This window comes from Streptomyces glaucosporus (assembly GCF_039533345.1).
GTDB classification, from domain to species: domain Bacteria; phylum Actinomycetota; class Actinomycetes; order Streptomycetales; family Streptomycetaceae; genus Streptomyces; species Streptomyces glaucosporus.
In genome coordinates this window covers 408,317-434,800 of sequence record NZ_BAAATJ010000002.1, presented here as the reverse complement: position 1 = coordinate 434,800, position 26,484 = coordinate 408,317, and the positions used below count along the sequence as shown (strand labels likewise).

Here is a 26,484-nt window from a genome sequence, read left to right as displayed (position 1 = left end):
GTAAGGCTCCCGGGAGACGACCGGGTTGATAGGCCAGAGATGGAAGCACGGCAACGTGTGGAGTTGACTGGTACTAATAGGCCGAGGGCTTGTCCATAGCTGCTTGCGTCCACTGTGCGGGTTCTGAGACCGCGACCCCGCTCCCCTTGTGAGGGGTGTCGGTGGGTTGACAGGTTGATAGTGTTTCGGTGGTCATGGCGGAGAGGGAACGCCCGGTTACATTCCGAACCCGGAAGCTAAGCTCTCCAGCGCCGATGGTACTGCACGGGGGACCGTGTGGGAGAGTAGGTCGCCGCCGAACAATTCGTGATGAAAGCCCCGTCGGGTTACCCGACGGGGCTTTCATGCGTTTGAATGCACTTGAATCACCGCCTGGGGGAACGATGGCCGGACGATGGTATTTGGCGGGCGGGGGCGGAGCTGAGGACTCCCGTCTGCTGGACGAGGCTTTCGCGACAGAGATCGATGCCGGGCCGTTGTGGTACTGGCCCGTCGCCATGGATCCGGCCGAACGCGACTACGCCGGCTGTCTGGACTGGCTGAACGGGGTGTTCGCGCCTCTGGGCGTCACCGGGATCGAGGTGTGGGACGGCACCGACGGCGACGGGAACCCGCCTTCGCGCTTCGCCGGCTTCCGCGGTGTGTACATCGGCGGCGGCAACACGTACCGCCTGCTGTCGGCCGTCCGGAGGCACGGCCTGGAGGAGCCGCTGCGGCGCTTCGTGGCGGACGGCGGGGCCGTGTACGGCGGCAGCGCGGGGGCCGCGCTTCTCGGAGCCGACATCGACACGGTCTCGCACCTGGACGAGGACCCATACGGTACGGATGACACCGGAGGGCTCGACGTGGCCTGCGGCCACGGGGTGTTCGTCCACCATGAGCAGCGCGAGACACCCCGGGTCCAGGACTGGGCCCGGAGGAACGGGCGGCCCGTGGTGGCCCTGCACGAGCGGTCCGGTGTGATCGTCGAGGAGGGACGGGCCACCGTGGTGGGTTTCGAGCCGGTATGGCTCGTCGATGAGACCGGAAGCGGCGTGCGGACCCTGGAACCCGGCCGGACCGTCCCCCTGGGACCGGAGAGCTGAAGGGAACGTCAGGCCGGCTGGAAGCGGCGGACGAAGCGGCGCTGCCAGGGCGTCTCGACGGCCCGCCGCGCATAGTGCTCCCGGACGTAGGCGACCGCCTCCGGGCCCGGCACACCGTCCAGTACGGCGAGGCAGGCCAGCGCCGTGCCCGTCCGTCCGTATCCGCCGCCGCAGGCGACCTCGACGCGTTCGGTGCCGGCACGCTCCCACGCCTCGCGCAGGGCCTCGGCGGCCGCCGTACGGTCGGACGGCAGCCTGAAGTCGGGCCATCGGACCCACCGCGACTCCCACTCGACGGCCGGAGGCTCCTCGCCCAGCAGGTACAGCGCGAAGGAGGGCCGCGGCCCGTCCGGAAGGGGGCGCTTCAGCCCGCGGCCGCGGACGAGCCGGCCCGAGGGCAGGCGCAGCACGCCCGCCGCGGTGGGAGCCCAGGTGTCGTTCGCAGCGTTCCGGTCGCTCATGTCAGGGCCTCGAAGCTGTCGGTCCGGCCTCGGTGAGCCGGGGCCACCACACGCGTGCCTGGTCCTCGGAACGGAGCAGCGCCAGGGTGGGCATGCCCATCGCCTCGCCGGTCGCCAGCAGTTCCGGAAGCAGGGGGATGGGGGCCACTGCCGCGGCGTTGTCCAGGATCAGAGTGAGTGGTGGGTCGAGCCGACCGTCGGATGACCCTGCGGCCATGCGGCGGCCGTGCTCGACCACGCTTGCGGTGAGGGCGGTGAGGAGCGGCATCGTGCCGGGGGCACGGCGCGGATCCTCGACAGTCTCGCCCACCACATAGAGCGTTCCCCCGTCCGCCGCAAAGGATTCCAGAGCGGCCGAATCCGTCCGCGACGGCATACAAGCGTTGCGGACGTGGAGCTGGGAGAGGCAGGAGAGAGCGGCACGGACGAGCCGCGTCGCGGCGTCCCTGCGCTCCGGATGGGCGATGAGGGTGGCCTCCAGCTCCCCCGCGGCGCCGGACGCGGCCCCGGGATGCGTCCGCAGGATGCGGACCGCCTCGGTCGGGGAGCCCGCCGCGGCGCTGGCCCAGCGGTGGACCTGGCGGAACGGCTCGCCGGCGACGGCGGCGGCGTGGAGCCAGCAGCCCAGGAGGACCTCCGCGGCGCCGTTGACGGCCGCGTCCGCGCGTGCGGGACTCCGTACGGGGGCGAGCAGCGCGGCGGCGCGGGCGGCGGCGGTACGGCGGTCCTCGCAGCCCTGGTGGGGCGACCAGCGCAGCCGGGCGGGTGCGTCGGTGAGCCGGGCCGGATCGTAGAGGAGGACGGGACCCAGCTTGGCGCGGGCTCCCACGGTGCCGGCCCACAGGGCCGGATCGGCGGTGACGACGAGGGCCGGGCCGGGAGCGGCGAGCAGCGCGTCGGCCGCGAGGCCGGCGTGGTCGCGGCCGTACACCGCGCCCGTGGGGGGCCCGGCGAGCACCTCGGGCACGGGGCGGGCCCGTACGGGAGGCGCGGTTGCCGGGGCCACCTCGTGGGAGCGGTGCGGGAGCGGCTCGGGCGCCGTCGGCTCGGTGCGGGGGGCGGGCGCGGTCGCCGTGCCGTGGGCCGGTTCCGTCACCGGGCCGCGCCGGGCGCCCGAGCGCCGGGCCGCGCGTACCGCCCGCCAGCGGGAGACGGTTCCGACGGCGAAGACCCCCAGGACCGCCAGAACCATCAGCTCGCCGATGAGGACGCCCCAGAACAGGCCGGGCCCCGGCAGGGCGGCGGCCGGGACGTCCGGCCAGGCCGCAGCCAGGTCGGCGGGCTCGGAGAGCAGGGACCGCATGGCCAGGGGGGTGTGGGTGAAGGAAGCGCCCGCCGGCCACGTGCCGTGGGCGAGGAGCGCCGCCAGCCCGGTGGCGCTCCAGCACACGGCGGTGATGCCCAGCAGGAAGCCCAGGAGGCCGACCAGCAGGCCGTCGGGGATGCCGCGGCCCTGCGGCCCGTCCTGCGGCGCCCGTGCTCCCTCGCGGCCGTACGGCACCGTCAGGCCACCGTTTCGTCGGCGCGCGCGAGCCGTTCCATCTCGGCGGCGCGGGACTCGGTCTCGGCGTCGAGCTCGTCGGCCAGGGTGTCCTCCAGGGGGGAGCGGGAGGAGGCGGACTCCGTCATGGCGCGGTCGGTGAACACCAGCGGGCGTTCCATCTCGGTGACCAGGTGCTTGACGACCTGGACGTTGCCGTTGACGTCCCAGACCGCGATACCGGGCGAGAGGGTGGGGATGATCTCCACGGCCCAGCGGGGCAGGCCCAGCACCTGGCCGGTGGCGCGGGCCTCGTCGGCCTTCTGCGCGTAGATCGTGCGGGTCGAGGCCATCTTGAGGATGGCCGCCGCCTCCTTGGCCGCCGCGCCGTCGACCACGTCGGACAGGTGGTGGACGACCGCCACGAACGACAGGCCCAGCCGCCGGCCGAACTTCAGCAGGCGCTGGAAGAGCTGGGCGACGAACGGGCTGTTGATGATGTGCCAGGCCTCCTCGACCAGGAAGATGCGCTTCTTCCGGTCGGGGCGGATCCAGGTGTGCTCCAGCCAGACGCCGACGATCGCCATCAGGATCGGCATGGCGATGGAGTTGCGGTCGATGTGGGAGAGGTCGAAGACGATCAGCGGCGCGTCGAGGTCGATGCCCACCGTCGTCGGACCGTCGAACATGCCGCGCAGGTCGCCGTCGACCAGCCGGTCCAGGACGAGCGCCACGTCCAGGCCCCAGGCGCGCACGTCCTCCAGGGCGACGTTCATCGCCTCGGCCGATTCCGGTTCGGGGTGGCGGAGCTGCTCGACGATGTCGGTGAGGACGGGCTGGCGGCCGGTGACGGTCTCGTTGACGTAGGAGTGGGCCACCTTCAGGGCGAAGCCCGCGCGCTCGTCGAGGCCGTGGCCCATGGCGACCTCGATGATGGTGCGCAGCAGGGCGAGCTGGCCGGTGGTGGTGATGGCCGGATCCAGCGGGTTGAGGCGGATACCGCCGTCGAGCGCGGCCATCGGGTCCAGGCGGATGGGGGTGATGCCCATCTGCTCGGCGATCAGGTTCCACTCGCCGACGCCGTCCTCGCCCTGGGCGTCCAGGACCACCACCTGGCGGTCGCGGAAGCGCAGCTGGCGCAGGACGTACGTCTTCTCCAGCGCCGACTTGCCGTTGCCGGACTCGCCGAGCACCAGCCAGTGGGGAGCCGGGAGCTGCTGGCCGTAGAGCTGGAAGGGGTCGTAGATGTAGCCCTTGCCGCTGTACACCTCGCGGCCGATGATCACGCCGGAGTCGCCCAGGCCGGGAGCGGCGGTGGGCAGGTAGACGGCCTGGGCCTGGCCGGTGGAGGTGCGCACGGGAAGCCGGGTGGTCTCGGTCTTGCCGAAGACGAGACCGGTGAAGGCGTCGGTGACGGCGGTCAGCGGATCGAACGCGGCCATGGTGGTTGCGCCTCCTCAGCGGCGGATGCCGGTCGCGAACGGCAGGGTGTTCACGAACGCACGGTGATGCTCCCGGTCGCACCATTCCAGCTTCAAGTAGCTCTTTCCGGCCGACGCCCGGATCGTCCGCTTGTCGCGGGCCAGCGCCTCGGGGGAGCGGGAGGAGACGGTGATGTAGCCGACGAGGTTGACGCCCGCGGCGCCGGAGGCCAGGTCCTCGCCGCGCTGGTCGACGCGGCTGGAGGCGGCCACGTCCCGCGGGTCCACGGTGCGGTTCATCTTCGCTGCGCGGCTGGCCTCGGCCTCGTCGTTGGTCTTCTCCGTCAGCATCCGCTCGATGGCGACCTCGGTGGGCTCCAGGTCCATGCAGACGGCGACGGTGCGGATCACGTCCGGGGTGTGCACCAGCAGCGGGGCGAGGAAGTTGACGCCCACGGGGGTCATCGGCCACTCCTTGACCCAGGCGGTGGCGTGGCACCAGGGGGCGCGGGTGGCCGACTCGCGGGTCTTGGCCTGGAGGTAGGTCGGCTCGGCCGCGTCCAGCTCGGCCGGCCAGGCGTTGCGCCGGGTCATGGCCTGGATGTGGTCGATGGGGTGGTCCGGGTCGTACATGGAGTGGATCAGCGACGCCATCCGCGCCTGGCCCAGCGGCTGCCGCACCCTGATGTCGGCCTCGGTGAGGCGGGCGCAGATGTCGGTGAGCTCGCGGGCCATGACGACGGCCAGGCCTTCGTCCCGGGTGAGGCGGCGGCCGCTGGACGCGCGGGTGGCCTTGGCGATCGCGGCGGCCTCGGCGGCCAGCTCGCGGGTGTAGTGCATACAGGCCACGAGGTAGGCGCGGTGCTGCTCGCTGGAGGTGGAGACCATCGACAGCAGCTGGTCGTAGGACTCCCGCAGCCAGGGCGCGGCCCGCTCGTCACCGCGCTGCGCGACGTCCTTGGCGTGCGCGTCGGGGTCGGCGGGGAGGGTGCGGGCGAGCATCTGGAGGCGGGTGACGAAGCCGTCGCCGTTGGCGACGTGCTTGAGCAGGGTGCCGAAGCGGTCGACGAGGGCCTCCTGGTCCTCGCTGTCGCGCAGGCCCACACCCGGCCCCTCGATCTCGATGGCGGCGGTGACGGTGCGCCGGTCGGCGTGGAGCAGCACGGCGATCTCGTCGGGCCCGAAGGGCGCGGACAGCCAGGTGATGCGGCCCACGCCCGGAGGCGGCGGGATGTCCACCTCGGTGCCGTCCAGCCGGGTGCCGGCCTCGGCGGCGGCGGAGCGGTAGGTGGTGCCGCGGCGCAGCAGGCGGCGGTAACTGCGGTTGATCTCGAACCACTTGTAGTACGTCCGGCCCCGGTACGGCACGTACACCGCGGCCAGGGCCAGCAGCGGGAAGCCGACCAGCATGGCGATGCGCAGGGACAGGACGGGGACGAGGAGGCCGCTCATCATCCCGAGGAAGGCGCCCGCGATGATCAGCGCGATCTCGCCTGTCTCCCGGTTCCTGCCGATGATGGCGTTGGGACGGGCGCGCCCGATCATGTACGTGCGGCGCGGTGCGACGGTGTGGGACGGGGACGTCACCCGCGATCACCTCCGGTGCTCTTGCTGGTCGGGCTGTCGCCCCTGCGGGGCGGGGGCGGTGCGGCGGGCGGGGAGGTCGGGTTGCCGCGCGACGCGTGGGCGGCCACGCCACCGGAGACGGGATGGGCGGGCCTGGGGGCGGCGCCGGCCTGGGAGCCGCCGCTCTCGGCGGCGCCGCCGCGGGCGCTGTGGGTGTTGATGCCCTGCCGGAGCATGGCGGCGGGGGAGGCGACGACGGCGGCGGCCGTACGGGAGGCGGGATCGGCGCTCGCGTTGCGCTGGCGGACGATCTCGTCGCCGAAGCCGGGCACGAAGCGGTAGATCATCGCACTGGCGAAGATGGCGAGCAGGATGATCGCGAGGCCGGAGACGATCGCGGAGAAGGCCCCCGGTCCCTCGTCCGAGGCCAGCGCCCCGGCGAGGCCGAGGACGATGACGATGACCGGCTTGACGAGGATCACCGCGATCATGATGCCCGCCCAGCGGCGGACGTGGCCCCACAGGTTCTTGTCGACGAGACCGGCGTAGACGACCGTCCCCAGCAGGGCGCCGACGTACAGCAGGGCGGCGCGGATGACGAGTTCGAGCCACAGGACGCCGGCGGCGAGGACGGAGACGAGGGAGACGACGATCAGCATGATCGGTCCGCCGCCGATGTCGTCGCCCTTCTTGAGGGCCTCGGAGAAGGCGCCGAAGAACTTGTCGGTGTTGGAGCCGGTGCCCGCGGCGATCGCGTCGGTGACGGCGTCGGTCGCGGTGACCAGGGTGTAGAGGACCAGCGGGGTGAACGCGGACGCGAGGACCGTCAGCCACAGGAAGCCGATGGCCTCGGTGATCGCCTCGGTGAGGGGGATGCCGCGCACGGCGCGCTTGGCGACGGCCAGCAGCCACAGGACGAGGGTGAGGATCGTGGAGGCGGCGAAGACGACGGCGTACTGGCGGAGGAAGGAGGGATTGGTGAAGTCGACGGTCGCGGTGGTGGTGACGGCGTCGGAGAGCTTGGTGACGATCCACGCGGCGGCGTCGGCGCAGCCCTGGGCGAGGGAGGAGAGCGGGTCGAGGGTGGACAGGGGGTCGGCGTCGCCGGCGTCGGTGTTGCCTCGGTCCTGCTCGCAATAGTCCCTGGCAGCGCTACTGATGTTCTCGCAGGGATCCTCGCTCGTAGATGGCGACGGCGTCGGGTCGGCGGTCGCGCGTGTGGCCAGCCAGAGGCCGGAGGCCTGTACGCCCGCGAGGATCGCGGCGAGCGACAGGACACGGCGGCGGTCAGCGGGCATAGGTGAACCCCCCGTACTCCTCGACGGCCTTGCTGATGTCCTCGGCTGTGGCGGCCCGGTCGTCCCCCGGTACGGGGGCCGGTCCGTCCTTCTGGGAGTCGTCGGCGATCTTCCAGTCCGACCCGTTCCACCGCAGTTCGAAGGTCCAGGTCTTCCAGGTGGTGGTCACGGGTGTGGTCGAGTCCTCGCCCGCCATGCCGATGAGGCTCGTGTACCAGACCTCGACGGTGGCGCTGTCGTTCCCGTACTCGGTCACCTTGGTGCCGACCGGGATGGTGCGGGAGACGAAGGTCATGCCCGCGGGGGCCTCGCCGTCCGCGGTGAGGCCCAGGCGCTTGAAGAACTCCTCCGAGTACGCCTTGTCCTGGGGGCCCTTGATGCGGGCGGCGGTCTCGGGGGTGTAGAGGGTGTCGACGAGCATGTGGCGGTGCTCGGTGTCGAACATGCCGGTTCCGCCCAGCGCCACCGCGTAGTTGGCCGCGGCGCTCTGCGCGCCCTGCTCGGTGCGGGGGAAGCCCGAGGGGACGCCGTTGGACTCGGTGGTGACGGGGCGTTCGCCGGTGGGGGCGGTGGGCCGCGCACCGTTCTTCGCGCTTTCGCCGCCGGTTCCGGAAGTCCCCTCTCCACCGCCCCTGTTGGCGAAGGCGATGGCCGCGATCAGCAGGACGACGACGCCCACCACCGTCACCATGCTGCGGCCCACGCGGACCGGCGGTCGCCGGGGCTCGCCGTAGGCGTCGACGACGTCGTCGTCGTAGCCGTCATCGCCGCCGATGCTCATCGTGCGTGTGCCCTCTCGGTCGCCCGGCTGCCGCCTGGTTGTGGTCGTGCTCCCACCATGACGGTAACCCCGTCCCGGCCGCTGCGGGGCCGGTGTGTGCGGGATCGCCTCCGCACCGTGGCAGGCGGGTCCGCGGGAGCGGTTCCGGTGCCGGTGTTCCGCTCCGCTCGGCCGGGGGAGGGGGGACGTGAGACGGTGTGAGGGACGGAACGTGGCTGGGGCATTGCCGTGGTTCTCTTCTTCGCTGGTGTGCCGGCCGTTTGGGCACGGCGGGTGCCGGCCCCCGCTGTTCGCCTGTGGACGGCGGGGGCCGGCGGATGTCATGGGACCGCCCGGCACGGGCCGGGGCGGTCGTTCCGGGCCGTGCCGGTTTCCGTGGACGGACCGTGGCGCCCGTGGTCCGCACGGAAGCCGGGAGTCGGGGTTGGGGTCGGGGGGTGGTCGCCGTGGGGAAGGGGGCGGGATGATGGTGACGTGGCGTTACACGGCCATGCCGTAGACGATGGTGAAGAGCGTGCCGAGCGATCCGATGATGAAGACGCCCGTCAGGCCCGCGACGATCAGGCCCTTGCCCTGTTCCGCGCTGAAGGTGTCGCGCAGGGCCGTGGCGCCGATGCGCTGCTTGGCGGCGCCCCAGACGGCGATGCCGAGGCACAGGAGGATGGCGACGGCCATGACGACCTCGATCATCACGCGGGCCTCGTTGCCCAGCGATCCGAACGGGCCCCAGTCAGGGGCGATTCCGCCGATGATGGTGTTGATGTCGCCCTTGTCGGCTGCCAGAAACATGGTGTATTCACCGCCCCAGTCGGGTTGTTGGAGATGCGCTTCCTTTGGATTCTGACACGTTCTCGGGCGAATCGGCAGTGAACTGTGTTCCGATGGGGGAGGGTTGAGGGGTGCGGAAGGCGTGGGTGGCGACCGGGGTCGGGTTCGGGCTCGTCATGTGCTTCATGGCGTTGCTCGTGATCGGTACGTACAGCGCCGCGTCGGGCCTCTTCGGCGGGCGCGGCGGGGCCGTCGGGCTGGCGAAGGGGGCCGTGCCGGCGGCGTACCAGCCCCTGGTGCAGAAGTGGGGCAACTACTGCCCGGCGCTCAATCCGGCGCTGCTGGCGGCCCAGCTCTACCAGGAGAGCGGCTGGAACCCGAAGGCGCAGAGCCCGGCCGCGGCGCAGGGCATCGCGCAGTTCATCCCCGGGACGTGGGCGACGCACGGCGTCGACGGGGACGGGGACGGGGACCGGGACGTGTGGGACCCGAAGGACGCGATCCCGTCGGCCGCCAAGTACGACTGCACGCTGGCGAAGCACGTGGAGGACGTACCCGGGGATCCGACGGACAACATGCTGGCCGCCTACAACGCGGGCCCGTACGCGGTGGTCAAGTACGGCGGGGTGCCCCCCTACCGTGAGACGCGGAACTACGTACAGGTCATCCGGAAGCTGGAGAAGAGCTTCGCCGCGCCGGCCGGCCGGGTGTCCCCGTCGAGGCAGGCGGCCGGGGCGATCGACTTCGCGCAGCGGAAGCTGGGGACGCCGTACCTGTGGGGCGGGGACGGGACGCCGGAGGACGGTGGGCGGTTCGACTGCTCGGGGCTGACGAAGGCGGCGTACGCGAGCGTGGGGATCGAGCTGCCGCGCGTCGCCAACGATCAGTGGAACACCGGCCCGCACCCGAAGCGGAACGAGTTGCTCCCTGGTGACCTGGTCTTCTTCGCGCACGATTTGAACGACTCGCGGTCGATCTACCACGTGGGCATCTACGTGGGGGGCGGCTATATGATCGATGCGCCGTACACGGGCGCGAAGATCCGCTTCGATCCGATCGACACCCCCGACTATTTCGGGGCGACGAGGCCGACGGCGTCGTGATCCCCGGGGCTCCCTCCGGACGTCCTGGTGGGTGGAGCGTGAGGCGTGGGCCCTGAGCCGGGGGCGGGTCACTCTCCGATAACGTCCGCGTGATCGTTCGGTGGAGGTCGGAACGTACGGCCCGGACAGGGCGTTGTCTTGTCCGGACAGGGCATTCCGCTACCACGGGGGTCGGCAGCGACGAGTGAAGGGCAGCAACACGATGGCCGAATGGGACAACCCCGACGTCGAGCTGCTCTACGACATCAACGGACTGGCCAAGGACGCCCCCGGATGGGCCGACCACCTGATGGAGTACATCGGCGAGTACGGCACCATCGCGGCTCTGGCGCTGCTGGGCGTGTGGGCCTGGTGGGTGGCACGGCGGCGGACGGACGCGGTGTCCGCGGTGGCCGGACTGGTCTGGGCACCGCTGGCGGCCGGAGTGGCGCTGCTGGTGAACGTGCCGATCCGGGGATTCGTGGAGCGGCCCAGACCTTTTCTGACCCATGAGGGGCTGGAGGTCCTGGTGGACGGGAAGAGGGACTTCTCGTTCGTCAGCGATCACGCCACGCTGGCGATGGCGCTCGCGGTGGGGATCTTCATGGTGAACCGGAAGCTGGGCCTGGTCGGCATCCTGGTGGCGGTGTTCGCGGGCTTCTGCCGGGTCTACATGGGGGTGCACTACCCCACCGACGTGATCGGCGGTCTGGCGCTGGGTACGGCCGTGGCGCTGCTGCTGGCTCCGGCCGCGCTGGCGCTGCTGACGCCGCTGCTGCGCGCGGTGGCCTCCTCGCCGGCCGGCCGGCTGGTGTCCGCGCCCCGGACGGCGGCGCGGGACGCGGAGCCGGAGCGGCGGCCGTACGACCGCGACCTGGCGGCCTGAGGCGCCGTACGGGACCGACCGGATCCCAGGGAACCCGGCCCCCTCGTGGGGCCGGGTTCCGCGTTCCGGGGGGTCTCCGCCGGGGCCGGCTCACGTCTCCCCGGGGCCGGAATGGGTCTCGGCGTCCCGGCGGGCCTGTGAGCGGGCCCGCCGGGCGGGCCCGCGCCATCCGCAGGTGCAGACCGCGCTGCAGAAGGCGCCCTTCTCCGTCGTCGAGGTGTGGTGTTCACCGGGCCGTGCCGGCCGCTCCGCGGCGTCCTCGTGCTGCACGCGACCACGGTACCGGCCGTGACGGTGGCCGGGAGCCGTCGTTAGTCGGATCGAGTTGCGAGGCTTGTTCTTGGGGGTCGGCAGACGATGGTGGTCAAGCGCGGGCGGAAGGCCGGGGTCCTCGCGGCCTGCGCCGGAGTGGTGCTGGCGACTCTGACCGCCGCCGGGTGCTCGGGGAAGGGGGCCGTCGCGGCGGACGTGAGTGCCGCCGAGGCGCGGGCGGCCGTGCGGGAGGCGGCCGGGGTGCTGGCGCGGTCGGGCACCTCCCGGGCCCGTACGGCGGTGGAGATGAACAGCGGCGGCACCCGCGTCACCATCCGGGGGTCGGGCGTCTTCGACTACGGGAGGCGGACGGGGCGGCTGGAGGTGGTGCTGCCGGGCGAGGCCACGGAGGACGGCGAGCGCCGGCCCATCGTGGAGCTGATCACGCCGGACGCGCTCTACATGAGGAACCGGGGCGCGGGTGTTCCCGACGGCAAGTGGGTGCGGGTGGACACGGCCGGTCTGCCGGACGGGAACCTGGTCACGGGCGGTGCGACGGACCCGATCAGCGCCGCCGAGCTGCTGCGCGGGGCGCGGTCGGTGTCGTTCCGGGGCGAGGAGCGGCTGCACGGGGAGAAGGTGCGGCACTACCGCGGCACCACGGACATCGTGGTGGCGGCCGGTGCGGCCGATCCGCGTTCGCGGAGGCACCTGGCCGCGGCGGCGGAGGGGCTCTCGCACCGGACCGTGCCCTTCGACGCGTATGTGGACGCACGCGGACGGCTGCGGAAGGTGCGGCACCGCTTCACCTTCCCGGCCACGGCGGGTACGTCCGGGAGGGGAAGGGGCGGGGAGGTCTCGGTGGTCTCGACGACGACGCTGTACGGGTTCGGGGTGCCGGTGGAGGTCGGGCTTCCCGAGCCGGGGGACATCTACACCGGAAGGGTCGCCGCGCCGTAGCGGCGGGGTGCTGGCGGGTCCGGCCCGTCGCCGTCGGGTGCGGGACCGGCCGGTGACGGTGGAGTGAAATGGTCCGGATGTGCCATGCGCCGCGGGTGCGCTCCTTCCTACCCTGGGATTCCGTGTGCGAGGGGGCGGCTGGAGGAGGTGGTGCGTGTGTCCGGCGAGAGCGGCGGTCCGCTGGTTCAGGACCACGTGGCCCTCGACGAGATCGAACTCTACGGCGAGCTGATGATCGCGGCCTCGACCGCGGTGGAGGACCGGCTCAGCCCCGCGCGTATCGACGAGGTGCTCCGGGTCGGGCGCGACGGGGGAGGGAAGGGCTGAGGAGCCCCGGGCCCGGTCAGGTGCGCAGCAGGCGGGCGATGGCGGCCGTGGCCTCCTCCACCTTGGCGTCGATCTCGGTGCCGCCCTCGGCCGCGGCATGGGCCACGCAGTGGCGCAGGTGCTCCTCCAGGAGCTGGAGCGCGAACGACTGCAGGGCCTTGGTGGAGGCGGAGACCTGGGTGAGTATGTCGATGCAGTAGACGTCCTCCTCGACCATGCGCTGGAGGCCGCGGATCTGCCCCTCGATGCGCCTCAGCCGCTTGAGGTGGGCGTCCTTCTCCTTGGCGTATCCGTGCGGACCGTGGACGGTCTCTGGACGGGTGTCGGCGGTCGTCATGCGGTCCTCCCGTGGTCGCCGTGAGGGTGATACCCCCACTGGGTATATCGTACCGAATGTTCCGTTCCGGCGGGCTGCTGTGCCGGGTTGTGACGCATGAGCCCCGGCACGGGGGGGCACGGTTCGATGGGTGACACTGAAGAACGCCGGTCCGCTGTGACCGGGTGATGCGCCTAGCATCATCACGACCGACAACGAGGCACCCCGAGGAATCCCAGTGCGCTTTCGTCTGACCCCCAGGGAGACGAGCTTCTATGACATGTTCGCCGCGTCCGCGGACAACATCGTCACCGGTTCGAAGCTCCTGATGGAACTGCTCGGGGCTGAAACATCGGCACGGGCCGAGATCTCGGAGCGCATGCGCGCGGCCGAGCACGCCGGTGACGATGCCACCCACGCCATCTTCCACCAGCTCAACTCCTCCTTCATCACGCCGTTCGACCGCGAGGACATCTACCGGCTCGCCTCGTCGCTCGACGACATCATGGACTTCATGGAGGAGGCCGTCGACCTGGTCGTCCTCTACCAGATCGAGGAGCTCCCCAAGGGGGTGGAGCAGCAGATCGAGGTCCTGGCCCGCGCGGCCGAGCTGACCGCCGAGGCCATGCCGAACCTGCGGACGATGGACAACCTCACCGAGTACTGGATCGAGGTCAACCGCCTCGAGAACCAGGCGGACCAGATCCACCGCAAGCTGCTCGCCCATCTGTTCAACGGCAAGTACGACGCCATCGAGGTCCTCAAGCTCAAGCAGATCGTGGACGTTCTGGAAGAGGCGGCCGACGCCTTCGAGCATGTGGCGAACACGGTGGAGACCATCGTCGTCAAGGAGTCCTGAACCACGTGGACACCTTTGCGCTCATCGTGACCGTCGGGGTCGCGCTCTTCTTCACCTACACCAACGGCTTCCACGACTCCGCGAACGCCATCGCCACGTCCGTCTCCACGCGTGCGCTCACCCCCCGGGCGGCGCTGCTGATGGCCGCGGTGATGAACCTGGCCGGCGCCTTCATGGGCAGCGGCGTCGCCAAGACCGTCAGCGAAGGGCTGATCGAGACCCCGGACGGCCAGAGCGGAATGGCGATCCTGTTCGCGGCGCTGGTCGGCGCGATCGTCTGGAACCTGATCACCTGGTACTTCGGCCTGCCGTCCTCCTCCTCGCACGCACTCTTCGGCGGCATGGTGGGCGCGGCGCTCGCGGGCGGCATCGCGGTCTACTGGTCCGGGGTGTTCGAGAAGATCGTCATCCCGATGTTCGTCTCGCCGGTGGTCGGGCTGCTGCTCGGCTACCTGGTGATGGCGGTCATCCTGTGGATCTTCCGCAGGGCCAACCCGCACAGGGCCAAGCGCGGCTTCCGTATCGCGCAGACGGTCTCGGCGGCGGGGATGGCCCTCGGGCACGGCCTGCAGGACGCGCAGAAGACCATGGGCATCGTGGTGATGGCCCTGGTGATCGCGGACGTCCAGGACCACGGCCAGATCCCGACCTGGGTTAAGGTCTCCTGCGCGCTGATGCTGTCGCTGGGCACGTACGCCGGCGGCTGGCGCATCATGCGGACGCTGGGCCGGCGGATCATCGAGCTGGACCCGCCGCAGGGCTTCGCCGCGGAGACGACGGCGGCGTCGGTGATGTACACGGCGTCGTTCATGTTCCACGCGCCGATCTCCACCACGCATGTGATCACCTCCGCGATCATGGGAGTGGGCGCCACGAAGCGGGTGAGCGCGGTGCGGTGGGGCGTCGCCAAGAACATCGTCCTCGGCTGGTTCATCACGATGCCGGCGGCCGCGCTGGTGGCGGCGGTGTCGTACTGGCTGGTCAAGTTGGTGATGGGCTGACCCGGGCATGGGGTGGCCGGGTCGGCCCAGGACGTGAGGGGCCCGCCCCCCGGGAGCCGGGGGGCGGGCTTTCGTCTTGCGGTGGCACCGCCATGCAGCACCGCAGACGGTCGTGACGGGCCGGGCGGATCAGCCGAAGCGGCCCGAGATGTAGTCCTCGGTGGCCTGCACCGAGGGGTTGGAGAAGATGCGCTCGGTGTCGTCGATCTCCACCAGCTTGCCGGGCTGGCCGACCGCGGAGAGGTTGAAGAACGCGGTGCGGTCCGAGACGCGCGCGGCCTGCTGCATGTTGTGGGTGACGATGACGATCGTGAAGCGCGACTTCAGCTCGCCGATGAGGTCCTCGATGGCGAGGGTGGAGATCGGGTCGAGTGCCGAGCACGGCTCGTCCATCAGCAGCACCTGCGGTTCGACCGCGATGGCGCGGGCGATGCACAGACGCTGCTGCTGGCCGCCGGAGAGGCCGGAGCCGGGCCGGTTCAGCCGGTCCTTCACCTCGTTCCAGAGGTTGGCGCCCTTGAGGGACTTCTCGACGATGTCGTCCAGCTCGGACTTCCTGTAGGAGCCGTTGAGCCGCAGGCCCGCCGCCACGTTGTCGTAGATCGACATGGTCGGGAACGGGTTCGGCCGCTGGAAGACCATGCCGATGGTGCGGCGCACGGAGACCGGGTCGACCCCGCTGGCGTACAGGTCCTCGTGGTCGAGCAGCACCTTGCCCTCGACGCGCCCGCCGGGGGTGACCTCGTGCATGCGGTTGAGGGTGCGCAGGAAGGTGGACTTGCCGCAGCCGGACGGGCCGATGAAGGCCGTCACGGAGCGGGGCTCGATGGACATCGAGATGTCCTCGATGGCCTTGTGGGAGCCGTAGTAGGCGGTGAGGCCGCTGACGTCGATGCGCTTGGCCATGGGAATCACTTCTCTTCCGCTTGCGTGGCCGGGTCAGCGGCCGGTCTTGGGGGCCTTCCAGCGGGCTATGCCGCGGGCCACCAGGTTCAGGATCATCACGAAGGCGATCAGGACGAGGGCCGCGGCCCAGGCGCGGTCGTAGGCCGCCTGGTTGCCGAGCTGCCACTGCTCGTAGATGTAGTACGGCAGGGACGACTGGGCCCCGTCGAAGGGGTTGGCGTTGATCTGCTGCGTACCGAACACCAGGAGCATGACCGGTGCGGTCTCGCCGGCGATGCGGGCCACGGCGAGCATCACGCCCGTGGTGATGCCGCCGATCGCGGTGGGCAGCACCACCTTGAGGATGGTGCGCCACTTGGGCACGCCCAGTGCCAGGGACGCCTCGCGCAGCTCGTTCGGAACGAGCTTGAGCATCTCCTCGGTGGAGCGCACGACGATCGGCATCATCAGGATGGCCAGCGCCATGGCTCCGGCGAAGCCCGAGTAGCCGAAGTCCAGGATGATGATCCAGAAGGAGAGGATGAACAGGCCGGCGACGATCGAGGGGATGCCCGTCATGACGTCGACGAAGAAGGTGACGGCCTTGGCGAGCCTGCCGGTCCCGTACTCGACGAGGTAGATCGCGGTCAGCAGGCCGATGGGCGCCGCTATCAGCGTGGCGAGGCCGACCTGCTCCAGGGTGCCGAGGATCGCGTGGTAGATGCCGCCGCCGGGCTCGATGGTGAGCACTCCGTTCATGGAGTGCGTGAGGAAGTACCCGTCCAGCACCTTGGTGCCGCGGGCGATCGTCTCCCAGGTCAGGGAGGCCAGCGGGACCACGGCCACGAGGAAGCTGACCCACACCAGGCTGGTGACGAGGCGGTCCACGGCCTGGCGCCGTCCCTCGACGGCCGAGGCGAGGACGTAGGTGGCCACGACGTAGACGATCGCGGCGATCAGGCCCCACTGGACGCGGCTGTCCAGCCCGGCCGCCAGGCCGATGCCGATGCCGGCGCCGGCCGAGCCCAGGGCCAGGGCGGCGGGGGCCCAGCGGGGGAGGCGGGGCTGCTTGAGCGTGCGCCCGGGCGGCGGCGTGGCGACCGAGGGCTTGTCCATGACTGTGTTGCTCATCAGGCGTTCGCCCCCGAGTACTCCTTGCGGCGGGCAATGATCATGCGGGCGGCGCCGTTCACCAGCAGGGTGATGACGAACAGGACGAGGCCGGAGGCGATCAGGGCGTCGCGGCCGAACTCGCCGGCCTCCTTGAAGGCCGCGGCGATGTTCTGCGCGAAGGTTCCGCCGCCGGGGTTGAGAAGGCTGAGGGTGATGTCGGCGCTGGGGGAGAGGACGGTGGCCACCGCCATCGTCTCGCCGAGGGCGCGGCCCAGGCCGAGCATCGAGGCGCTGATCACGCCGGACCGGCCGAACGGCAGGACGGCCATCTTGACGACCTCCCAGCGGGTGGCGCCGAGCGCGAGTGCGGCCTCCTCCTGCATCTTGGGGGCCTGCATGAAGACCTCACGGCTGACGTTGGTGACGATCGGCAGGATCATGATCGCCAGCAGGATGCCCGCGGTGAACAGCGAGCGCGGGGCGCCGTCGTCGTAGGCGAAGACGCCGGTCCAGCCGAGGTACTCGTCGAGCCAGGTGTACAGGCCGGTCAGGTGCGGCACCAGGAACAGGGCGCCCCACAGGCCGTAGATGATGCTGGGGACCGCCGCGAGCAGGTCGACGACGTACGCCAGCGGGGTGGCGAGCCTGCGCGGCGCGTAGTGGGAGATGAACAGGGCGATGCCGACGGCCACGGGGACCGCCAGCACCATCGCGATGACGGAGGTGACGAGGGTGCCGTACGCCAGGACCGCGATGCCGAAGACCGGCGGGTCGGCGTTGGCGTCCCACTCGAAGGTGGTGAGGAAGTTCCCCTCGTTCCCGGCGATGGCGAGGACGGCCCGCCAGGTGAGGAAGACCGCGATGGCGGCCATGATCACGAGCAGGGTGATGCCGGATCCCTTGGAGAGGCCGAGGAAGATCCGGTCGCCCGGCCTGTTGCTCGACTTCCCGGGTGGCGCCTCGGGCGGTGGAACGGATGCGGTGGGTGCTATGTCCATGGTGTCTCCGGTCTGATGAGGGGTGTCATCCCCTGGCGGCGGTGCACCGGATGGGTTGATCGCGTGCGGATGGGGACAGCGGGGCGGACGGCGGGGCGGCCGGCCCGCGTGGTGCGGGACCGGCCGCCCCGGGTATCAGGAGAGGGACTCGACGGTCGAGCGGACCTTGGTGATGATCTCGTCGGGGATCGGGGCGTAGCCCTGCTCGGCGAGGGCCTTCTGGCCGTCCTCGCTGGCCGTGTAGGTCAGGAAGGACTTGGTCAGGTCCAGGGACTCCTTGTTGTTGCCCTTGTCGCAGACGATCTCGTAGGTCACCAGGACGATCGGGTAGGCGCCCTCGGCCTTGGTGGCGTAGTCCAGCTCCATGGCCAGGTCGTTGCCCTCGCCGACGACCTTGCCCGCGGCGATGGCCTTGGTGGCGTTCTCGACAGTGGCCTCGACCGGCTCGCCGGCGCCGGTGTCCAGGTCCACGGTCGGGATGTCGTTGCCGGTGGCGTAGGAGAGCTCGAAGTAGCCGATGGCGCCGTCGTTGTTCTTGACGTTGGTGGCCACGCCGGCGGAGCCGTCCGCGGACTGGCCGCCCTTGCCGGCCCAGGCCTTGGCGGGCTCGTACTTCCAGACGTCGGGCGCGGCGGCGTGGAGGTACTCGGTGAAGTTGTCGGTGGTGCCGGACTCGTCGGAGCGGTGGAAGGCCTGGATCTTGGTGGAGGGCAGGTCGGTGTCCGGGTTGAGCTTCTTGATCGCCGGGTCGTCCCACTTGGTGATCTTCGAGTCGAAGATCTTGGCGAGCGTCTCGGCGTCCAGGACCAGGTTGTCCACGCCGGAGAGGTTGTAGCCGACGGCCACGGGGCCGCCGACCATCGGAAGGTTGATGCCCTGGCCGCCCTTGCAGACCTTCTTGGACTGCTCGATCTCGGTCTCGTCCAGCGCCGAGTCGGAGCCGGCGAAGCCGGTCTTGCCCTGCAGGAACTCCTGGACGCCCGCGCCGGAGCCGGTGGGCTTGTAGTTGATGCCGACGCCCTCACAGGCCGCCTGGTAGTTCCTGACCCAGATGTCCATCGCGTTCTTCTGGGCGCTGGACCCGGAGGCGAGCAGGTTGCCCTCGCCCTCGCACTTGACGTTGCTGGGGGCCTTGGAGCCGCCTTCCGCCTTGTCGCCCCCGGTGTTGTCGTCCGAGCCGCAGGCGGTCAGGACCAGGGCGCTGGAGACCGCGACAGCGCCGAAAGCGATCGCGCGAAGCCGGTGGGTGGGCTGAAGCTTCACTTCGTTCAGTTCCTTCCTGGGCCCGCCGGTGGGGTCGGCAAGCGGTGAGGTGTAACCGGGTCGTCTTCAGGATGTGGAGCGGTCCGCGTCCGCCGGCGACCGGACACGCACCCCGTACGGCCGAAATTAGGCAGCACAGGTGAAGCGCCCGACGGCCGAGAGTGAACGAGAGGTGAACCTCGGCGGACGGTGCAGTTGCGCGACCGGCCTCTGTGCAGAGGACGCGCGCCCGGTACGGGCGCTGCGCGCGGTCTGTTGCCGGGGCGCCCGGCGTGGCACTATCCCCGGCGGTGACTCGTTACGCACGAGTAGGCACAGCGGGGAAGGGAGACGCGTGGGACGTCAGGGGCAGGGCGCCCGGGGGATTCGCCGCGGGGTGCCGGCGTGGGCCGCCGCCGCGTGCGCGCTCGTGTGTGCGCAGCTGGGGCTGCTGGTGGTGCCCGTGGGGAGCGCGTACGCGGACCCGGGGCGGCCCGGGCCGGGCGGGACGCCGGAGGCCGGGGCGTCCGGCGGTCCGGAGGCCGGCGGGGAGTCCGCCGACGGGAAGGACGCCGCCCGGCTGGAGGAGATCCGCAAGGAGATCGAGAAGCTGCACGGCAGGGTGGAATCGGCCACCGAGGAGTACAACGCCGCCGACGAGCGGGCCGAGGAGCAGCGTCAGGAGATCGTGCGGCTCGCCCGGGCGATCACCCGGACCCGGGGGCACCTGGCCGATCTGACGGACCGGGCCGGGGCGATGGCCCGCGCGCAGTACCGCGGCAGCGGGCTGCCCCCCGAGGCGCGGCTGGTCCTGGAGGACGACCCGGAGGACTTCCTGCGCGACCTCGGCCTGCTCCACCGGGGCGAGCAGGCGACCAGGGGCCTGCTGGGGAAGCTGCGGAACGCCAGGAAGGACCTGGACGAGTACGCGGACGAGGCCACCGGCCGGTGGGCGAAGCTGGAGGCGGACCGCAGGAGGAAGGCGGCGGCCAAGAAGAGGATCGAGGCCGAGCTGGCCAGGGCCGAGAAGCTGGAGTCGAGGCTCGAGGCCGAGGAGCTGGAGCGTCTGAGGGAGCTGGAGGACGAGGCGGCCTGGGCGCGGCAGGCGAGGTGGCTGGACACCGGCATACTCGACGAGATCGACGGCAGGGCCTCGGCGCGGGGGAGGAAGGCCCTCGAGTACGCCATGGCCCAGATCGGCAAGGACTACGAGTGGGGCGCCGAGGGGCCCGGCACCTTCGACTGCTCGGGTCTGACGCTGCGCGCCTGGGAGGCGGCCGGGGTGCGGATCCCGCGGACCTCGCAGGAGCAGTGGAGGCGGCTGCCGAAGGTGGAGATCACCGACATGCGCCCCGGGGACCTGATCGTCTACCGGAAGGACGCCGGTCACGTCGGGATGTACGTGGGCGACGGGATGATGGTCCACGCCCCCCGGACCGGTCGGCAGATCACCCTGGCGGGGGCGGGTTCGCTGCCGATCCTGGGGGTGGTGCGGCCGGACAAGTAGGCGGGTCCGGCCGGCCGCCCAGTCGTTTGGCATATGCCACAACGCATTCCGTGCACCCCCGGGCGACCGATATGGTCGCCCGGGGCGTCTTCACCCGACGCCTGTGGGCCCCTCGGGGGGAGGGAAGAGGACTTCAGACATGCCCGTATCGATGGGCAACGAGCTGGGGGCCGCGGCGCTGCCGCGGCAGCCGGCCGAGCCGGGGACGGCCTCCGGCGGCGGCCTGACCCTGCTGGTCATCGAGGACGACCCGGCGGGTTCCCTGGCGATCCCCGAGATGCTCGACGCCTCCGGAGGGCGGATGCGGGTCCGTACCGCCCGCAACCTCACCGAGGCCGAGCGGCTCCTCACCGACGACGTCCACTGCATCCTGCTCGACCTCGCCCTGCCCGACGGCGCAGCGGCGAGGCGCGCCGAGGGGGACGGTGACGAGCTGGCCATCCTGCGCAGGGTGCTGCGGATGGCGCCCCGGCACGCTGTGCTGGCGCTCACCGCCGAGGACGACGCCGAGCGCGCGGCCGAGGCCGTACGGGTCGGGGCCCAGGACTTCCTCTTCCGCGGCGAGCTGGACGGGCGGCTGCTGAGCCGGGCCGTCCGGTACGCGGTCGAGCGCAAGCGGGCGGACCTGGCGCAGCGGCAGCTCACCGAGTCGCGGCTGCGGGCCCAGGAGAACGCCAGGCTGGAGCGCGGGCTGCTGCCGACGCCGCTGCTGGACGGCTCGGAGCTGCGGTTCGCCGCCCGGTACCGGCCGGGACGGTCCCGGGCCCTGCTGGGCGGTGACTTCTACGACACCGTGCGCACCGCCGACGGCACCGTCCACGCCATGATCGGCGACGTGTGCGGGCACGGCCCGGACGAGGCGGCGCTGGGTGTGGAGCTGCGGATCGCCTGGCGGGCGCTGACCTTCGCCGGGCTCTGCGGCGACCAGCTGCTGGGCACCCTCCAGCGGGTCCTGGAGCACGAGCGCTCCAGCGACGAGATCTTCGCCACCCTGTGCACGGTGGACATCGCCCCGGACGGGCGGCGGGCCGGGGTGTGCCTGGCCGGACATCCCGCGCCGCTGGTCGCCGGCGGCGGGCGCGGCCCGCGGCTGCTGCCGGACGAGGACTGCGGCGGGCCCGCGCTGGGGTTGCTGCCCAACGCCCGCTGGCCCCGGATGCAGGTGCAGCTGGGCGGGGCGTGGAGCCTGATGATGTACACGGACGGGCTGATCGAGGGCCGGACCGGCCGGGGCGATCAGCGGCTCGGCCAGGACGGGATGCTCGGGATCGTCGGGCAGCGGATGGCCGCGGGCCTGCGCGGCGAGGAGCTGCTGGACGCCGTGCTGGCGGAGGTGCGGGACCTCAACGGCGACGAGCTGACGGACGACGTGGCGGTGCTGCTGCTCGACCGGGGCTGAACGGGGCCCGGTCCCGCCGCCCACCGGGCGGGCGGGAGGCCGGACGGGCGTCCGCCGTCAGCGTCCGCCGTTGTAGGGGCCGTAGGGGCCGTCGCTGCTGCTGCCGCGGCGGAAGCCGCCCCGGCCGCCCCCGCCGACCCGGATGAGCGCGGGCCGCACGTCCACCATGTACACGATGTCCGCGACCAGGCCGGCGACGACCAGGAAGAACAGACCGAGCGGGAGGACGTTCACGACGGCCGTCAGACCGAGGATGATCAGCCAGAACTGCTTGGTGTTCTTGTCCGCGGCCCGGTAGGCGTCCTCGCGGCGCAGGGCCGCGTCGACGAAGCAGAAGATGCTGAGGACAAGCAGTCCCAGGTACACCAGGGACATCAGACTGCCGAAGCCTTCCAACAGCACGTTGGCCACCATCCCGTCCGCGAGCCGGTCGTCGGATCTCCACGCTACCGGCCGGGGGGCCGGACACGAAGGGTGTGCCCGGCCCCGGCCCGGTTCACGACTCCGACTTCTCCTGCTTCGGGGTCTCCTGCCCGGCGGCCTCCTGCTTCGGCGTCTGCCTGGCGGCCTTCTTCGCGGCCGTCTCCTTCTTGGCGACCGCCTTGGGCGTCGGGGCCGCGGCGGTCTTCTTCGCGGTGCCCGGGGCGCCGGCGGTGCTCTTGCGGGCGGTGGTGGTCTTCCTGGCCGTCGCCTTCTTCGCGGTGCCGGCCTGGGTGGTCCTGCTGCGGGCGGTGGTCTTCCGGGCCGCCGTGCCCTGCCGGGTGCCGCCCATCTTGGGACGCGGCTTCTCCTCCGTGTCGCCCGCCTCGACGACGACGGCCTCGCCGCGGTGACGCGAGGTCAGGGGGGCCCTGCCGGCGGCCTTCCAGCCGGTCTTCCCGCCCTCGTCCCCGCCGTTCTTCTCCCCGCGCCAGGTCTGTACCGCGCCGCGTCCGCGCTCGGCCAGCTCGCCGTACCCCTCGCGTGCCTTGACGGCGTACTCGGCGGCGAGGCCGACGCCCTGGAGGGCCAGGTGCTGGGCCTGTTCGCGCAGTTTCCTGAGGTCGGTGTCGAACCCGGACAACGCCGAGGTCAGTTTGGTCTGGGTCTGCTTCGCCTGCTGGGCGAGGCGCTCCTGTACGGCCTTGGGGTCCGCCGCCTTCTCCCGTACGGCCGCGAGGCGCTCGGGCGCCGTCTCGCGGAGCTTGTCGATCACGCCGGCGGCGAAGTACAGCGGGGTGGGGGTCAGGACCTTGCGGATGTCGTTGGTCTTGGTGGGCATTGAGGGTCCCTCCTGATCAGGGGTTCGTGGGCTTCGCTTCGGTGGAGGGGGCGTCCTCGGCCTCCGCGCTGGAAGCGTCGTCGGTGTGTCCGTTCTCCTTGCGGAACGACCCGTAGATCTGCAGCAGCACCTGTTTCTGCTGCTCGTTGATCGACGTGTCGGCCAGGATGGCGCTGCGCACCTCCAGTCCGGCCTGCTCCCTCTCGTCGAGGATTCCGGCCCGGACGTAGAGCGTCTCGGCGGATATCCGCAGCGCCTTGGCGAGCTGCTGGAGGATCTCCGCGCTGGGTTTGCGCAGTCCCCGTTCGATCTGGCTGAGGTACGGATTCGACACCCCGGCGGCGTCGGCGAGCTGCCGCAGGGAGAGCTGGGCGGTGCGCCGCTGCTCCCGCAGGAACTCACCGAGATTGCCGACATGCAGTGAAGCCATGCCTCCACGGTGCCCTGTTCCGCTAACTTTTGCAAGCAAATGCTTGCAGGAGTGGTGTGTCGCTCCGGTCCCACGGCGCGACGCGCGCCGTCGGGGGACGCGGAAGGCCGCGGTGGCGCCGGTCGTGCGCCCGTCCGGCCGGGGCCGCCGCGGCATCCGAACGGACCAGGGGAAGTTTGTCCCCCTCCGGTCGCGGAACCCATGCCTCCTGTTCCGTCGCGCCCGGGCGCGGGCCCGTGCCCGCCGCGGCACGTGGAGAGGTGCCGGCGGGACGGAACGCCACACAGGGCGACGACCGCAGGGCGGCGGACCGCGACGTGCCGGTCCCCACCGCCGGTGCGAGCAAGGAGTCGGGAAACACCATGGGCAACGGCAACGTCAAGCTGGCCGTCATCTACTACTCGGCGACCGGCACCATCCAGAAGATGGCCGACCACCTGGTCGAGTCCGGGAGGAAGGCGGGCGCCGAGGTGCGGCTGCGGCACGTCGAGGAGCTCGCCCCCCAGGCGGCCGTCTCCTCCAATCCCGCGTGGGCCGAGCACTACGAGCAGATCAAGGACCAGCCGAAGGCCACCGCCGACGACGTGCTCTGGGCCGACGCCGTGCTGTTCGGCACGCCCACCCGGTACGGCAACGTCTCCAGCCAGCTCAAGCAGTTCATCGACACCCTGGGCCCGCAGTGGCAGCAGGGCCTGCTCGCGGACAAGGTGTACGCGGGCTTCACCGCCTCCCAGACCGCGCACGGCGGCCAGGAGTCGACCCTGCTGACGCTCTACAACGTGATCATCCACTTCGGCGGCATCCTCGTCCCGCCCGGCTACACCGAGCCGCTGAAGTTCGTCGACGGCAACCCCTACGGCGTCTCCCACGTGACCGGACCGGACAACACCGACCCTCTCACCGACGCGGAGTACGCCGCCCTCGACCACATGGCCCGGCGTGTCGTGGAGGTCGCGGGCAGGCTGCGCGGCGGCGCCTGACCCCGTCCCGGCCGCCGGGACGGGAGGGGAGGACGGGCCCGGTCCCGCCCCTCCCCGGCGGCTGGCGGCCGGCCCTACGTCAGGTGCACCTCCAGCGCCGCCCGGACGGCCGACTCCAGGGCGCCCTCGAGCCAGGCGGTCCTGATCGAGGTGTGGTCCCCCGCGAAGAACAGCGGCCCCTCCCGGGTGCCGGCGTGCGGGAAGAGCCCGGTGTGCTGGCCGGGCAGCGGGACGGCCGCCTCGCCGCCCGCGTAGGGGTCCCGCTGCCAGCTCTGGGTGCGCCCGGCCCCGGTGTAGAACACCTCGACGCGCTGCCCGTACACCTGCTGCACACCGCGCAGGGCGTACGGGTAGCGGACCTCGTCGTCCAGGGCGTCCCAGCGCCGCGCGTCGTCGGCCCAGCTGTAGGAGGCCAGCAGGACGCCGCCCTCGCTGCCCTCGACGCGGTGCGAGGGGTGGAGCACGAACCGGTTGGGGTTGTCGCACACCGAGCCGCCGCCGGTGACGCCCGCCGCCTCCGGCTGGTCCCGGGAGACCCACCGGAGCGCGGTGTGGTGCACGCGCTGGGCTTCGGAGATGCGGCCGCGCGGCACGGACGGGTGCGCGCCCAGCAGGCTGCCGTCGTCGGGCGCGCGGCCGGTGCGGTAGTCGTCGTACAGCCCCGGCCGCACCTTCTCCAGTTCGCGCCGCCAGTCGGCCTCGTCGAACTCCCACCAGCGGCGGCTGAACTCCAGCAGCACCTTGGTGGCGCTGTCGTAGTGGAGCTCGGCGACGGCCCGCCGCTTGCCGTACGACAGCGGCGGCGCGATCTGGACGTGCCGCAGCGCGGGGAAGGGCACGGTGACGATCGCGCAGTCGCCGGTGAACTGCTCGCGCACCACCATGCCGTCGCGGCCCTCGGAGACGGTGTCGATCCACACCCGCGGCCCGTCGGGGCCGATGTGCGGGGTGTCGTCGCGGTCGCCCTCCCCCTCGCCGCGGTACTCGATGCGGGTCGCGCGGCGGTCGAGCCGGACACGGTGGTGGACGCGTTCCAGCAGCGCGTCGGTCAGCGCGGCGGTGCCGCCCTCCAGCTCCCAGTAGGTGGGGCCGGGGCTGACCAGGGACCAGCCGACGAAGCTGTGGAGGAAGGACAGCGGAAGGCGGGCGGTGAGGTTCTCCAGGGTGCCGATCAGGTCGATCGTGCGCTCGTCGAGCCCCGCGTGCTCGACCAGGAAGCGGTGCATGGACCAGTGGCCGAACCGCTGGACGATCCGCGCCCAGCCCTCCAGGCGCTCCGGCACCGGCTTGTCCAGGCGGCGGCCGTCGGAGCCGGGGAAGCTGTACTCGTCGCGGACCGGGTCCAGGGCGCGGAGCAGGATGGTCGGGGCGGGGACGTCCCAGTACTCCGCGGGCACCCCGAAGGAGCGGTTCACGGTCCGCGGCGACCGCAGGTAGTCGGCGCGGCGGACCCGGATGCCGTTGACGTCGATCCACGAGCGGTGGACGGGCCGGTCCCGGCCGTCCACGTCCACGTGGTGGAAGCGGCGGCGCTTCAGCCCGAGCCGCTCGATCAGGCCCATGGTCAGCTTGTGGTGGCCGGGGATGCGCATGGCCCCGGCGTCCGCGTACTGCCGGGGGTCGGCGAAGGGCTGCCCGGCGCGTTCGTGGCCGCCGGAGCGGAAGGTCTTGACCCGGCCGCCGACCCGGTTGCCGTTGGCCTCGATGACGGTGACGCGGTGCCCGGCCTGGTCGAGCAGCACCGCGGCGGCCAGCCCGGCCGGGCCCGCCCCGACGATCAGCACGTCCTTGGGGTCCCGGGCGGTGCCGGTGCGGGCGCGGGGGAGGCCCTCGTGGTGGAGGATCTTGGCGTACCGGGGGACCAGTTCGTTGTTGTCCTCGTCCAGGAGGAGGATGGCGCGGGCCACCGCCAGGGAGGTCTCCCGGTCGGCGGCGCCCGGGGTGGCGGACGCGTCGGGGACGGAACGGGCCGGGGGCGAGGGAGCGGCGACTGCGAGTCCGGCGACGGCGGCGACCGTCCCGGCACCCGCGGTGAACCGCCGCCGCGACAGGGACGTGTCGGGGGTGTGGTGGTCCTGGTGCATGAGCCCTGCCTACGACCGTGCCGCCCCGCGGGGCCGTCGGCA

General features: G+C 71.7%; 27 protein-coding genes and 2 rRNA genes. 12 read left to right on the top strand and 17 right to left on the bottom strand.

Annotated features, from left to right (window positions below; all coding sequences use genetic code 11):
• The 3 genes from ABD358_RS04200 to ABD358_RS04190 all read left to right on the top strand — a co-directional run.
• Nucleotides 1–97: ribosomal RNA gene (locus tag ABD358_RS04200) — 23S ribosomal RNA — on the top strand; the annotation flags it as partial.
• Between the two features lie 87 nt (nucleotides 98–184).
• A 5S ribosomal RNA gene (gene rrf / locus ABD358_RS04195) occupies nucleotides 185–301 on the top strand.
• 82 nt (nucleotides 302–383) lie between these two features.
• The gene (locus tag ABD358_RS04190) at nucleotides 384–1,085 is read left to right on the top strand and encodes a Type 1 glutamine amidotransferase-like domain-containing protein (protein WP_344629430.1); all 702 of its coding nucleotides are present in this window, start codon (nucleotides 384–386) and stop codon (nucleotides 1,083–1,085) included.
• An 8-nt stretch (nucleotides 1,086–1,093) separates the two neighbouring features.
• On the opposite strand, the gene ABD358_RS04185 is transcribed toward ABD358_RS04190, so the two are convergent.
• From ABD358_RS04185 to ABD358_RS04155, 7 genes are all read right to left on the bottom strand, one after another.
• Entirely contained in the window at nucleotides 1,094–1,546 is a 453-nt protein-coding gene (locus tag ABD358_RS04185) for a protein-tyrosine phosphatase family protein (RefSeq protein WP_344629429.1), read from the bottom strand.
• Nucleotide 1,547: 1 nt separating this feature from the next.
• Nucleotides 1,548–3,047 carry a type IV secretory system conjugative DNA transfer family protein gene (locus tag ABD358_RS04180; protein ID WP_344629428.1) on the bottom strand — a complete coding sequence of 500 codons (1,500 nt, stop codon included), beginning with the start codon at nucleotides 3,045–3,047 and terminating at the stop codon, nucleotides 1,548–1,550.
• A 2-nt stretch (nucleotides 3,048–3,049) separates the two neighbouring features.
• Complete coding sequence (locus ABD358_RS04175; RefSeq protein ID WP_344629427.1) at nucleotides 3,050–4,468, bottom strand: ATP-binding protein; 1,419 nt, start codon at nucleotides 4,466–4,468, stop codon at nucleotides 3,050–3,052.
• Nucleotides 4,469–4,483: 15 nt separating this feature from the next.
• Nucleotides 4,484–6,034 carry an SCO6880 family protein gene (locus ABD358_RS04170; protein ID WP_344629426.1) on the bottom strand — a complete coding sequence of 517 codons (1,551 nt, stop codon included), beginning with the start codon at nucleotides 6,032–6,034 and terminating at the stop codon, nucleotides 4,484–4,486.
• A complete protein-coding gene (locus ABD358_RS04165) occupies nucleotides 6,031–7,311 on the bottom strand; it encodes a hypothetical protein (protein ID WP_344629425.1) in 1,281 nt (426 codons plus the stop codon). Before ABD358_RS04165 ends, ABD358_RS04170 begins: the two co-directional genes overlap by 4 nt.
• Nucleotides 7,301–8,092, bottom strand: a complete 792-nt coding sequence (locus ABD358_RS04160; RefSeq protein WP_344629424.1) for a DUF8175 domain-containg protein — start codon at nucleotides 8,090–8,092, stop codon at nucleotides 7,301–7,303. The genes ABD358_RS04165 and ABD358_RS04160 overlap by 11 nt, the downstream gene beginning before the upstream one ends.
• 480 nt (nucleotides 8,093–8,572) lie before the next feature.
• The gene (locus ABD358_RS04155) at nucleotides 8,573–8,881 is read right to left on the bottom strand and encodes a hypothetical protein (RefSeq protein WP_031508029.1); all 309 of its coding nucleotides are present in this window, start codon (nucleotides 8,879–8,881) and stop codon (nucleotides 8,573–8,575) included.
• A 155-nt stretch (nucleotides 8,882–9,036) separates the two neighbouring features.
• Between ABD358_RS04155 and ABD358_RS04150 the strand changes: the two genes are divergently transcribed.
• Both ABD358_RS04150 and ABD358_RS04145 read left to right on the top strand, forming a co-directional pair.
• The gene (locus tag ABD358_RS04150; RefSeq protein ID WP_425576239.1) at nucleotides 9,037–9,963 is read left to right on the top strand and encodes a C40 family peptidase; all 927 of its coding nucleotides are present in this window, start codon (nucleotides 9,037–9,039) and stop codon (nucleotides 9,961–9,963) included.
• Nucleotides 9,964–10,165: 202 nt separating this feature from the next.
• Nucleotides 10,166–10,828, top strand: coding sequence for a phosphatase PAP2 family protein (locus ABD358_RS04145; RefSeq protein WP_344629457.1), 663 nt, complete (start codon nucleotides 10,166–10,168; stop codon nucleotides 10,826–10,828).
• 90 nt (nucleotides 10,829–10,918) lie between these two features.
• Here ABD358_RS04145 and ABD358_RS04140 read toward each other — a convergent pair whose 3' ends face one another.
• Complete coding sequence (locus ABD358_RS04140; RefSeq protein ID WP_344629422.1) at nucleotides 10,919–11,098, bottom strand: hypothetical protein; 180 nt, start codon at nucleotides 11,096–11,098, stop codon at nucleotides 10,919–10,921.
• An 87-nt stretch (nucleotides 11,099–11,185) separates the two neighbouring features.
• Between ABD358_RS04140 and ABD358_RS04135 the strand changes: the two genes are divergently transcribed.
• Both ABD358_RS04135 and ABD358_RS04130 read left to right on the top strand, forming a co-directional pair.
• The gene (locus ABD358_RS04135; protein ID WP_344629421.1) at nucleotides 11,186–12,040 is read left to right on the top strand and encodes an SCO4651 family lipoprotein; all 855 of its coding nucleotides are present in this window, start codon (nucleotides 11,186–11,188) and stop codon (nucleotides 12,038–12,040) included.
• Nucleotides 12,041–12,196: 156 nt separating this feature from the next.
• Nucleotides 12,197–12,367 (top strand): hypothetical protein, encoded by a 171-nt coding sequence (locus ABD358_RS04130; RefSeq protein ID WP_344629458.1) that lies wholly within the window; start codon nucleotides 12,197–12,199, stop codon nucleotides 12,365–12,367.
• A 16-nt stretch (nucleotides 12,368–12,383) separates the two neighbouring features.
• Here ABD358_RS04130 and ABD358_RS04125 read toward each other — a convergent pair whose 3' ends face one another.
• Nucleotides 12,384–12,704, bottom strand: a complete 321-nt coding sequence (locus tag ABD358_RS04125) for a metal-sensitive transcriptional regulator (RefSeq protein ID WP_344629420.1) — start codon at nucleotides 12,702–12,704, stop codon at nucleotides 12,384–12,386.
• A gap of 217 nt (nucleotides 12,705–12,921) precedes the next feature.
• On the opposite strand from ABD358_RS04125, the gene ABD358_RS04120 reads away from it, so the two are divergent.
• Together ABD358_RS04120 and ABD358_RS04115 are read left to right on the top strand one after the other, a co-directional pair.
• Nucleotides 12,922–13,542: a DUF47 domain-containing protein gene (locus tag ABD358_RS04120; RefSeq protein ID WP_344629419.1), complete on the top strand. Its 621-nt coding sequence runs from the start codon at nucleotides 12,922–12,924 to the stop codon at nucleotides 13,540–13,542.
• A 5-nt stretch (nucleotides 13,543–13,547) separates the two neighbouring features.
• Nucleotides 13,548–14,543 carry an inorganic phosphate transporter gene (locus ABD358_RS04115; RefSeq protein WP_344629418.1) on the top strand — a complete coding sequence of 332 codons (996 nt, stop codon included), beginning with the start codon at nucleotides 13,548–13,550 and terminating at the stop codon, nucleotides 14,541–14,543.
• Nucleotides 14,544–14,672: 129 nt separating this feature from the next.
• Here the strand turns inward: ABD358_RS04115 and pstB are convergent, their stop codons facing one another.
• The 4 genes from pstB to pstS all read right to left on the bottom strand — a co-directional run bounded on the left by pstB (nucleotide 14,673) and on the right by pstS (nucleotide 18,802).
• The gene (gene pstB / locus ABD358_RS04110) at nucleotides 14,673–15,449 is read right to left on the bottom strand and encodes a phosphate ABC transporter ATP-binding protein PstB (protein ID WP_344629417.1); all 777 of its coding nucleotides are present in this window, start codon (nucleotides 15,447–15,449) and stop codon (nucleotides 14,673–14,675) included.
• Between the two features lie 33 nt (nucleotides 15,450–15,482).
• The gene (gene pstA / locus ABD358_RS04105; protein ID WP_344629416.1) at nucleotides 15,483–16,559 is read right to left on the bottom strand and encodes a phosphate ABC transporter permease PstA; all 1,077 of its coding nucleotides are present in this window, start codon (nucleotides 16,557–16,559) and stop codon (nucleotides 15,483–15,485) included.
• Nucleotides 16,559–17,539, bottom strand: coding sequence for a phosphate ABC transporter permease subunit PstC (gene pstC, locus ABD358_RS04100; RefSeq protein ID WP_344629415.1), 981 nt, complete (start codon nucleotides 17,537–17,539; stop codon nucleotides 16,559–16,561). The genes pstA and pstC overlap by 1 nt, the downstream gene beginning before the upstream one ends.
• 135 nt (nucleotides 17,540–17,674) lie before the next feature.
• Nucleotides 17,675–18,802: a phosphate ABC transporter substrate-binding protein PstS gene (pstS, locus tag ABD358_RS04095; RefSeq protein ID WP_344629414.1), complete on the bottom strand. Its 1,128-nt coding sequence runs from the start codon at nucleotides 18,800–18,802 to the stop codon at nucleotides 17,675–17,677.
• 334 nt (nucleotides 18,803–19,136) lie between these two features.
• Between pstS and ABD358_RS04090 the strand changes: the two genes are divergently transcribed.
• Nucleotides 19,137–20,288, top strand: coding sequence for a C40 family peptidase (locus tag ABD358_RS04090; protein WP_344629413.1), 1,152 nt, complete (start codon nucleotides 19,137–19,139; stop codon nucleotides 20,286–20,288).
• 151 nt (nucleotides 20,289–20,439) lie between these two features.
• The gene (locus ABD358_RS04085) at nucleotides 20,440–21,687 is read left to right on the top strand and encodes a PP2C family protein-serine/threonine phosphatase (RefSeq protein WP_344629456.1); all 1,248 of its coding nucleotides are present in this window, start codon (nucleotides 20,440–20,442) and stop codon (nucleotides 21,685–21,687) included.
• A gap of 57 nt (nucleotides 21,688–21,744) precedes the next feature.
• On the opposite strand, the gene ABD358_RS04080 is transcribed toward ABD358_RS04085, so the two are convergent.
• From ABD358_RS04080 to ABD358_RS04070, 3 genes are all read right to left on the bottom strand, one after another.
• Nucleotides 21,745–22,089: a DUF2516 family protein gene (locus ABD358_RS04080; protein ID WP_344629412.1), complete on the bottom strand. Its 345-nt coding sequence runs from the start codon at nucleotides 22,087–22,089 to the stop codon at nucleotides 21,745–21,747.
• 94 nt (nucleotides 22,090–22,183) lie between these two features.
• The gene (locus ABD358_RS04075) at nucleotides 22,184–22,948 is read right to left on the bottom strand and encodes a hypothetical protein (RefSeq protein WP_344629411.1); all 765 of its coding nucleotides are present in this window, start codon (nucleotides 22,946–22,948) and stop codon (nucleotides 22,184–22,186) included.
• A 16-nt stretch (nucleotides 22,949–22,964) separates the two neighbouring features.
• Nucleotides 22,965–23,378 carry a helix-turn-helix domain-containing protein gene (locus ABD358_RS04070; protein WP_344629410.1) on the bottom strand — a complete coding sequence of 138 codons (414 nt, stop codon included), beginning with the start codon at nucleotides 23,376–23,378 and terminating at the stop codon, nucleotides 22,965–22,967.
• A 362-nt stretch (nucleotides 23,379–23,740) separates the two neighbouring features.
• On the opposite strand from ABD358_RS04070, the gene wrbA reads away from it, so the two are divergent.
• A complete protein-coding gene (wrbA, locus tag ABD358_RS04065; RefSeq protein ID WP_344629455.1) occupies nucleotides 23,741–24,358 on the top strand; it encodes an NAD(P)H:quinone oxidoreductase in 618 nt (205 codons plus the stop codon).
• 74 nt (nucleotides 24,359–24,432) lie between these two features.
• Here wrbA and ABD358_RS04060 read toward each other — a convergent pair whose 3' ends face one another.
• Complete coding sequence (locus ABD358_RS04060) at nucleotides 24,433–26,442, bottom strand: flavin monoamine oxidase family protein (RefSeq protein WP_344629409.1); 2,010 nt, start codon at nucleotides 26,440–26,442, stop codon at nucleotides 24,433–24,435.
• Nucleotides 26,443–26,484 lie beyond the last annotated feature (42 nt).

Bases quoted from the DNA above. Each gene is read 5' to 3' on its own strand.
- pstC (WP_344629415.1), bottom strand. From the start codon at position 17,539: ATGGACATAGCACCCACCGCATCCGTTCCACCGCCCGAGGCGCCACCC.
- ABD358_RS04070 (WP_344629410.1), bottom strand. From the start codon at position 23,378: ATGGCTTCACTGCATGTCGGCAATCTCGGTGAGTTCCTGCGGGAGCAG.
- ABD358_RS04165 (WP_344629425.1), bottom strand. From the start codon at position 7,311: ATGCCCGCTGACCGCCGCCGTGTCCTGTCGCTCGCCGCGATCCTCGCG.
- ABD358_RS04085 (WP_344629456.1), top strand. From the start codon at position 20,440: ATGGGCAACGAGCTGGGGGCCGCGGCGCTGCCGCGGCAGCCGGCCGAG.
- ABD358_RS04145 (WP_344629457.1), top strand. From the start codon at position 10,166: ATGGCCGAATGGGACAACCCCGACGTCGAGCTGCTCTACGACATCAAC.
- ABD358_RS04175 (WP_344629427.1), bottom strand. From the start codon at position 4,468: ATGGCCGCGTTCGATCCGCTGACCGCCGTCACCGACGCCTTCACCGGT.
- ABD358_RS04125 (WP_344629420.1), bottom strand. From the start codon at position 12,704: ATGACGACCGCCGACACCCGTCCAGAGACCGTCCACGGTCCGCACGGA.
- ABD358_RS04075 (WP_344629411.1), bottom strand. From the start codon at position 22,948: ATGCCCACCAAGACCAACGACATCCGCAAGGTCCTGACCCCCACCCCG.
- ABD358_RS04150 (WP_425576239.1), top strand. From the start codon at position 9,037: ATGTGCTTCATGGCGTTGCTCGTGATCGGTACGTACAGCGCCGCGTCG.
- ABD358_RS04155 (WP_031508029.1), bottom strand. From the start codon at position 8,881: ATGTTTCTGGCAGCCGACAAGGGCGACATCAACACCATCATCGGCGGA.
- pstA (WP_344629416.1), bottom strand. From the start codon at position 16,559: ATGAGCAACACAGTCATGGACAAGCCCTCGGTCGCCACGCCGCCGCCC.
- pstB (WP_344629417.1), bottom strand. From the start codon at position 15,449: ATGGCCAAGCGCATCGACGTCAGCGGCCTCACCGCCTACTACGGCTCC.
- ABD358_RS04160 (WP_344629424.1), bottom strand. From the start codon at position 8,092: ATGAGCATCGGCGGCGATGACGGCTACGACGACGACGTCGTCGACGCC.
- ABD358_RS04135 (WP_344629421.1), top strand. From the start codon at position 11,186: ATGGTGGTCAAGCGCGGGCGGAAGGCCGGGGTCCTCGCGGCCTGCGCC.
- wrbA (WP_344629455.1), top strand. From the start codon at position 23,741: ATGGGCAACGGCAACGTCAAGCTGGCCGTCATCTACTACTCGGCGACC.
- ABD358_RS04190 (WP_344629430.1), top strand. From the start codon at position 384: ATGGCCGGACGATGGTATTTGGCGGGCGGGGGCGGAGCTGAGGACTCC.
- ABD358_RS04185 (WP_344629429.1), bottom strand. From the start codon at position 1,546: ATGAGCGACCGGAACGCTGCGAACGACACCTGGGCTCCCACCGCGGCG.
- ABD358_RS04060 (WP_344629409.1), bottom strand. From the start codon at position 26,442: ATGCACCAGGACCACCACACCCCCGACACGTCCCTGTCGCGGCGGCGG.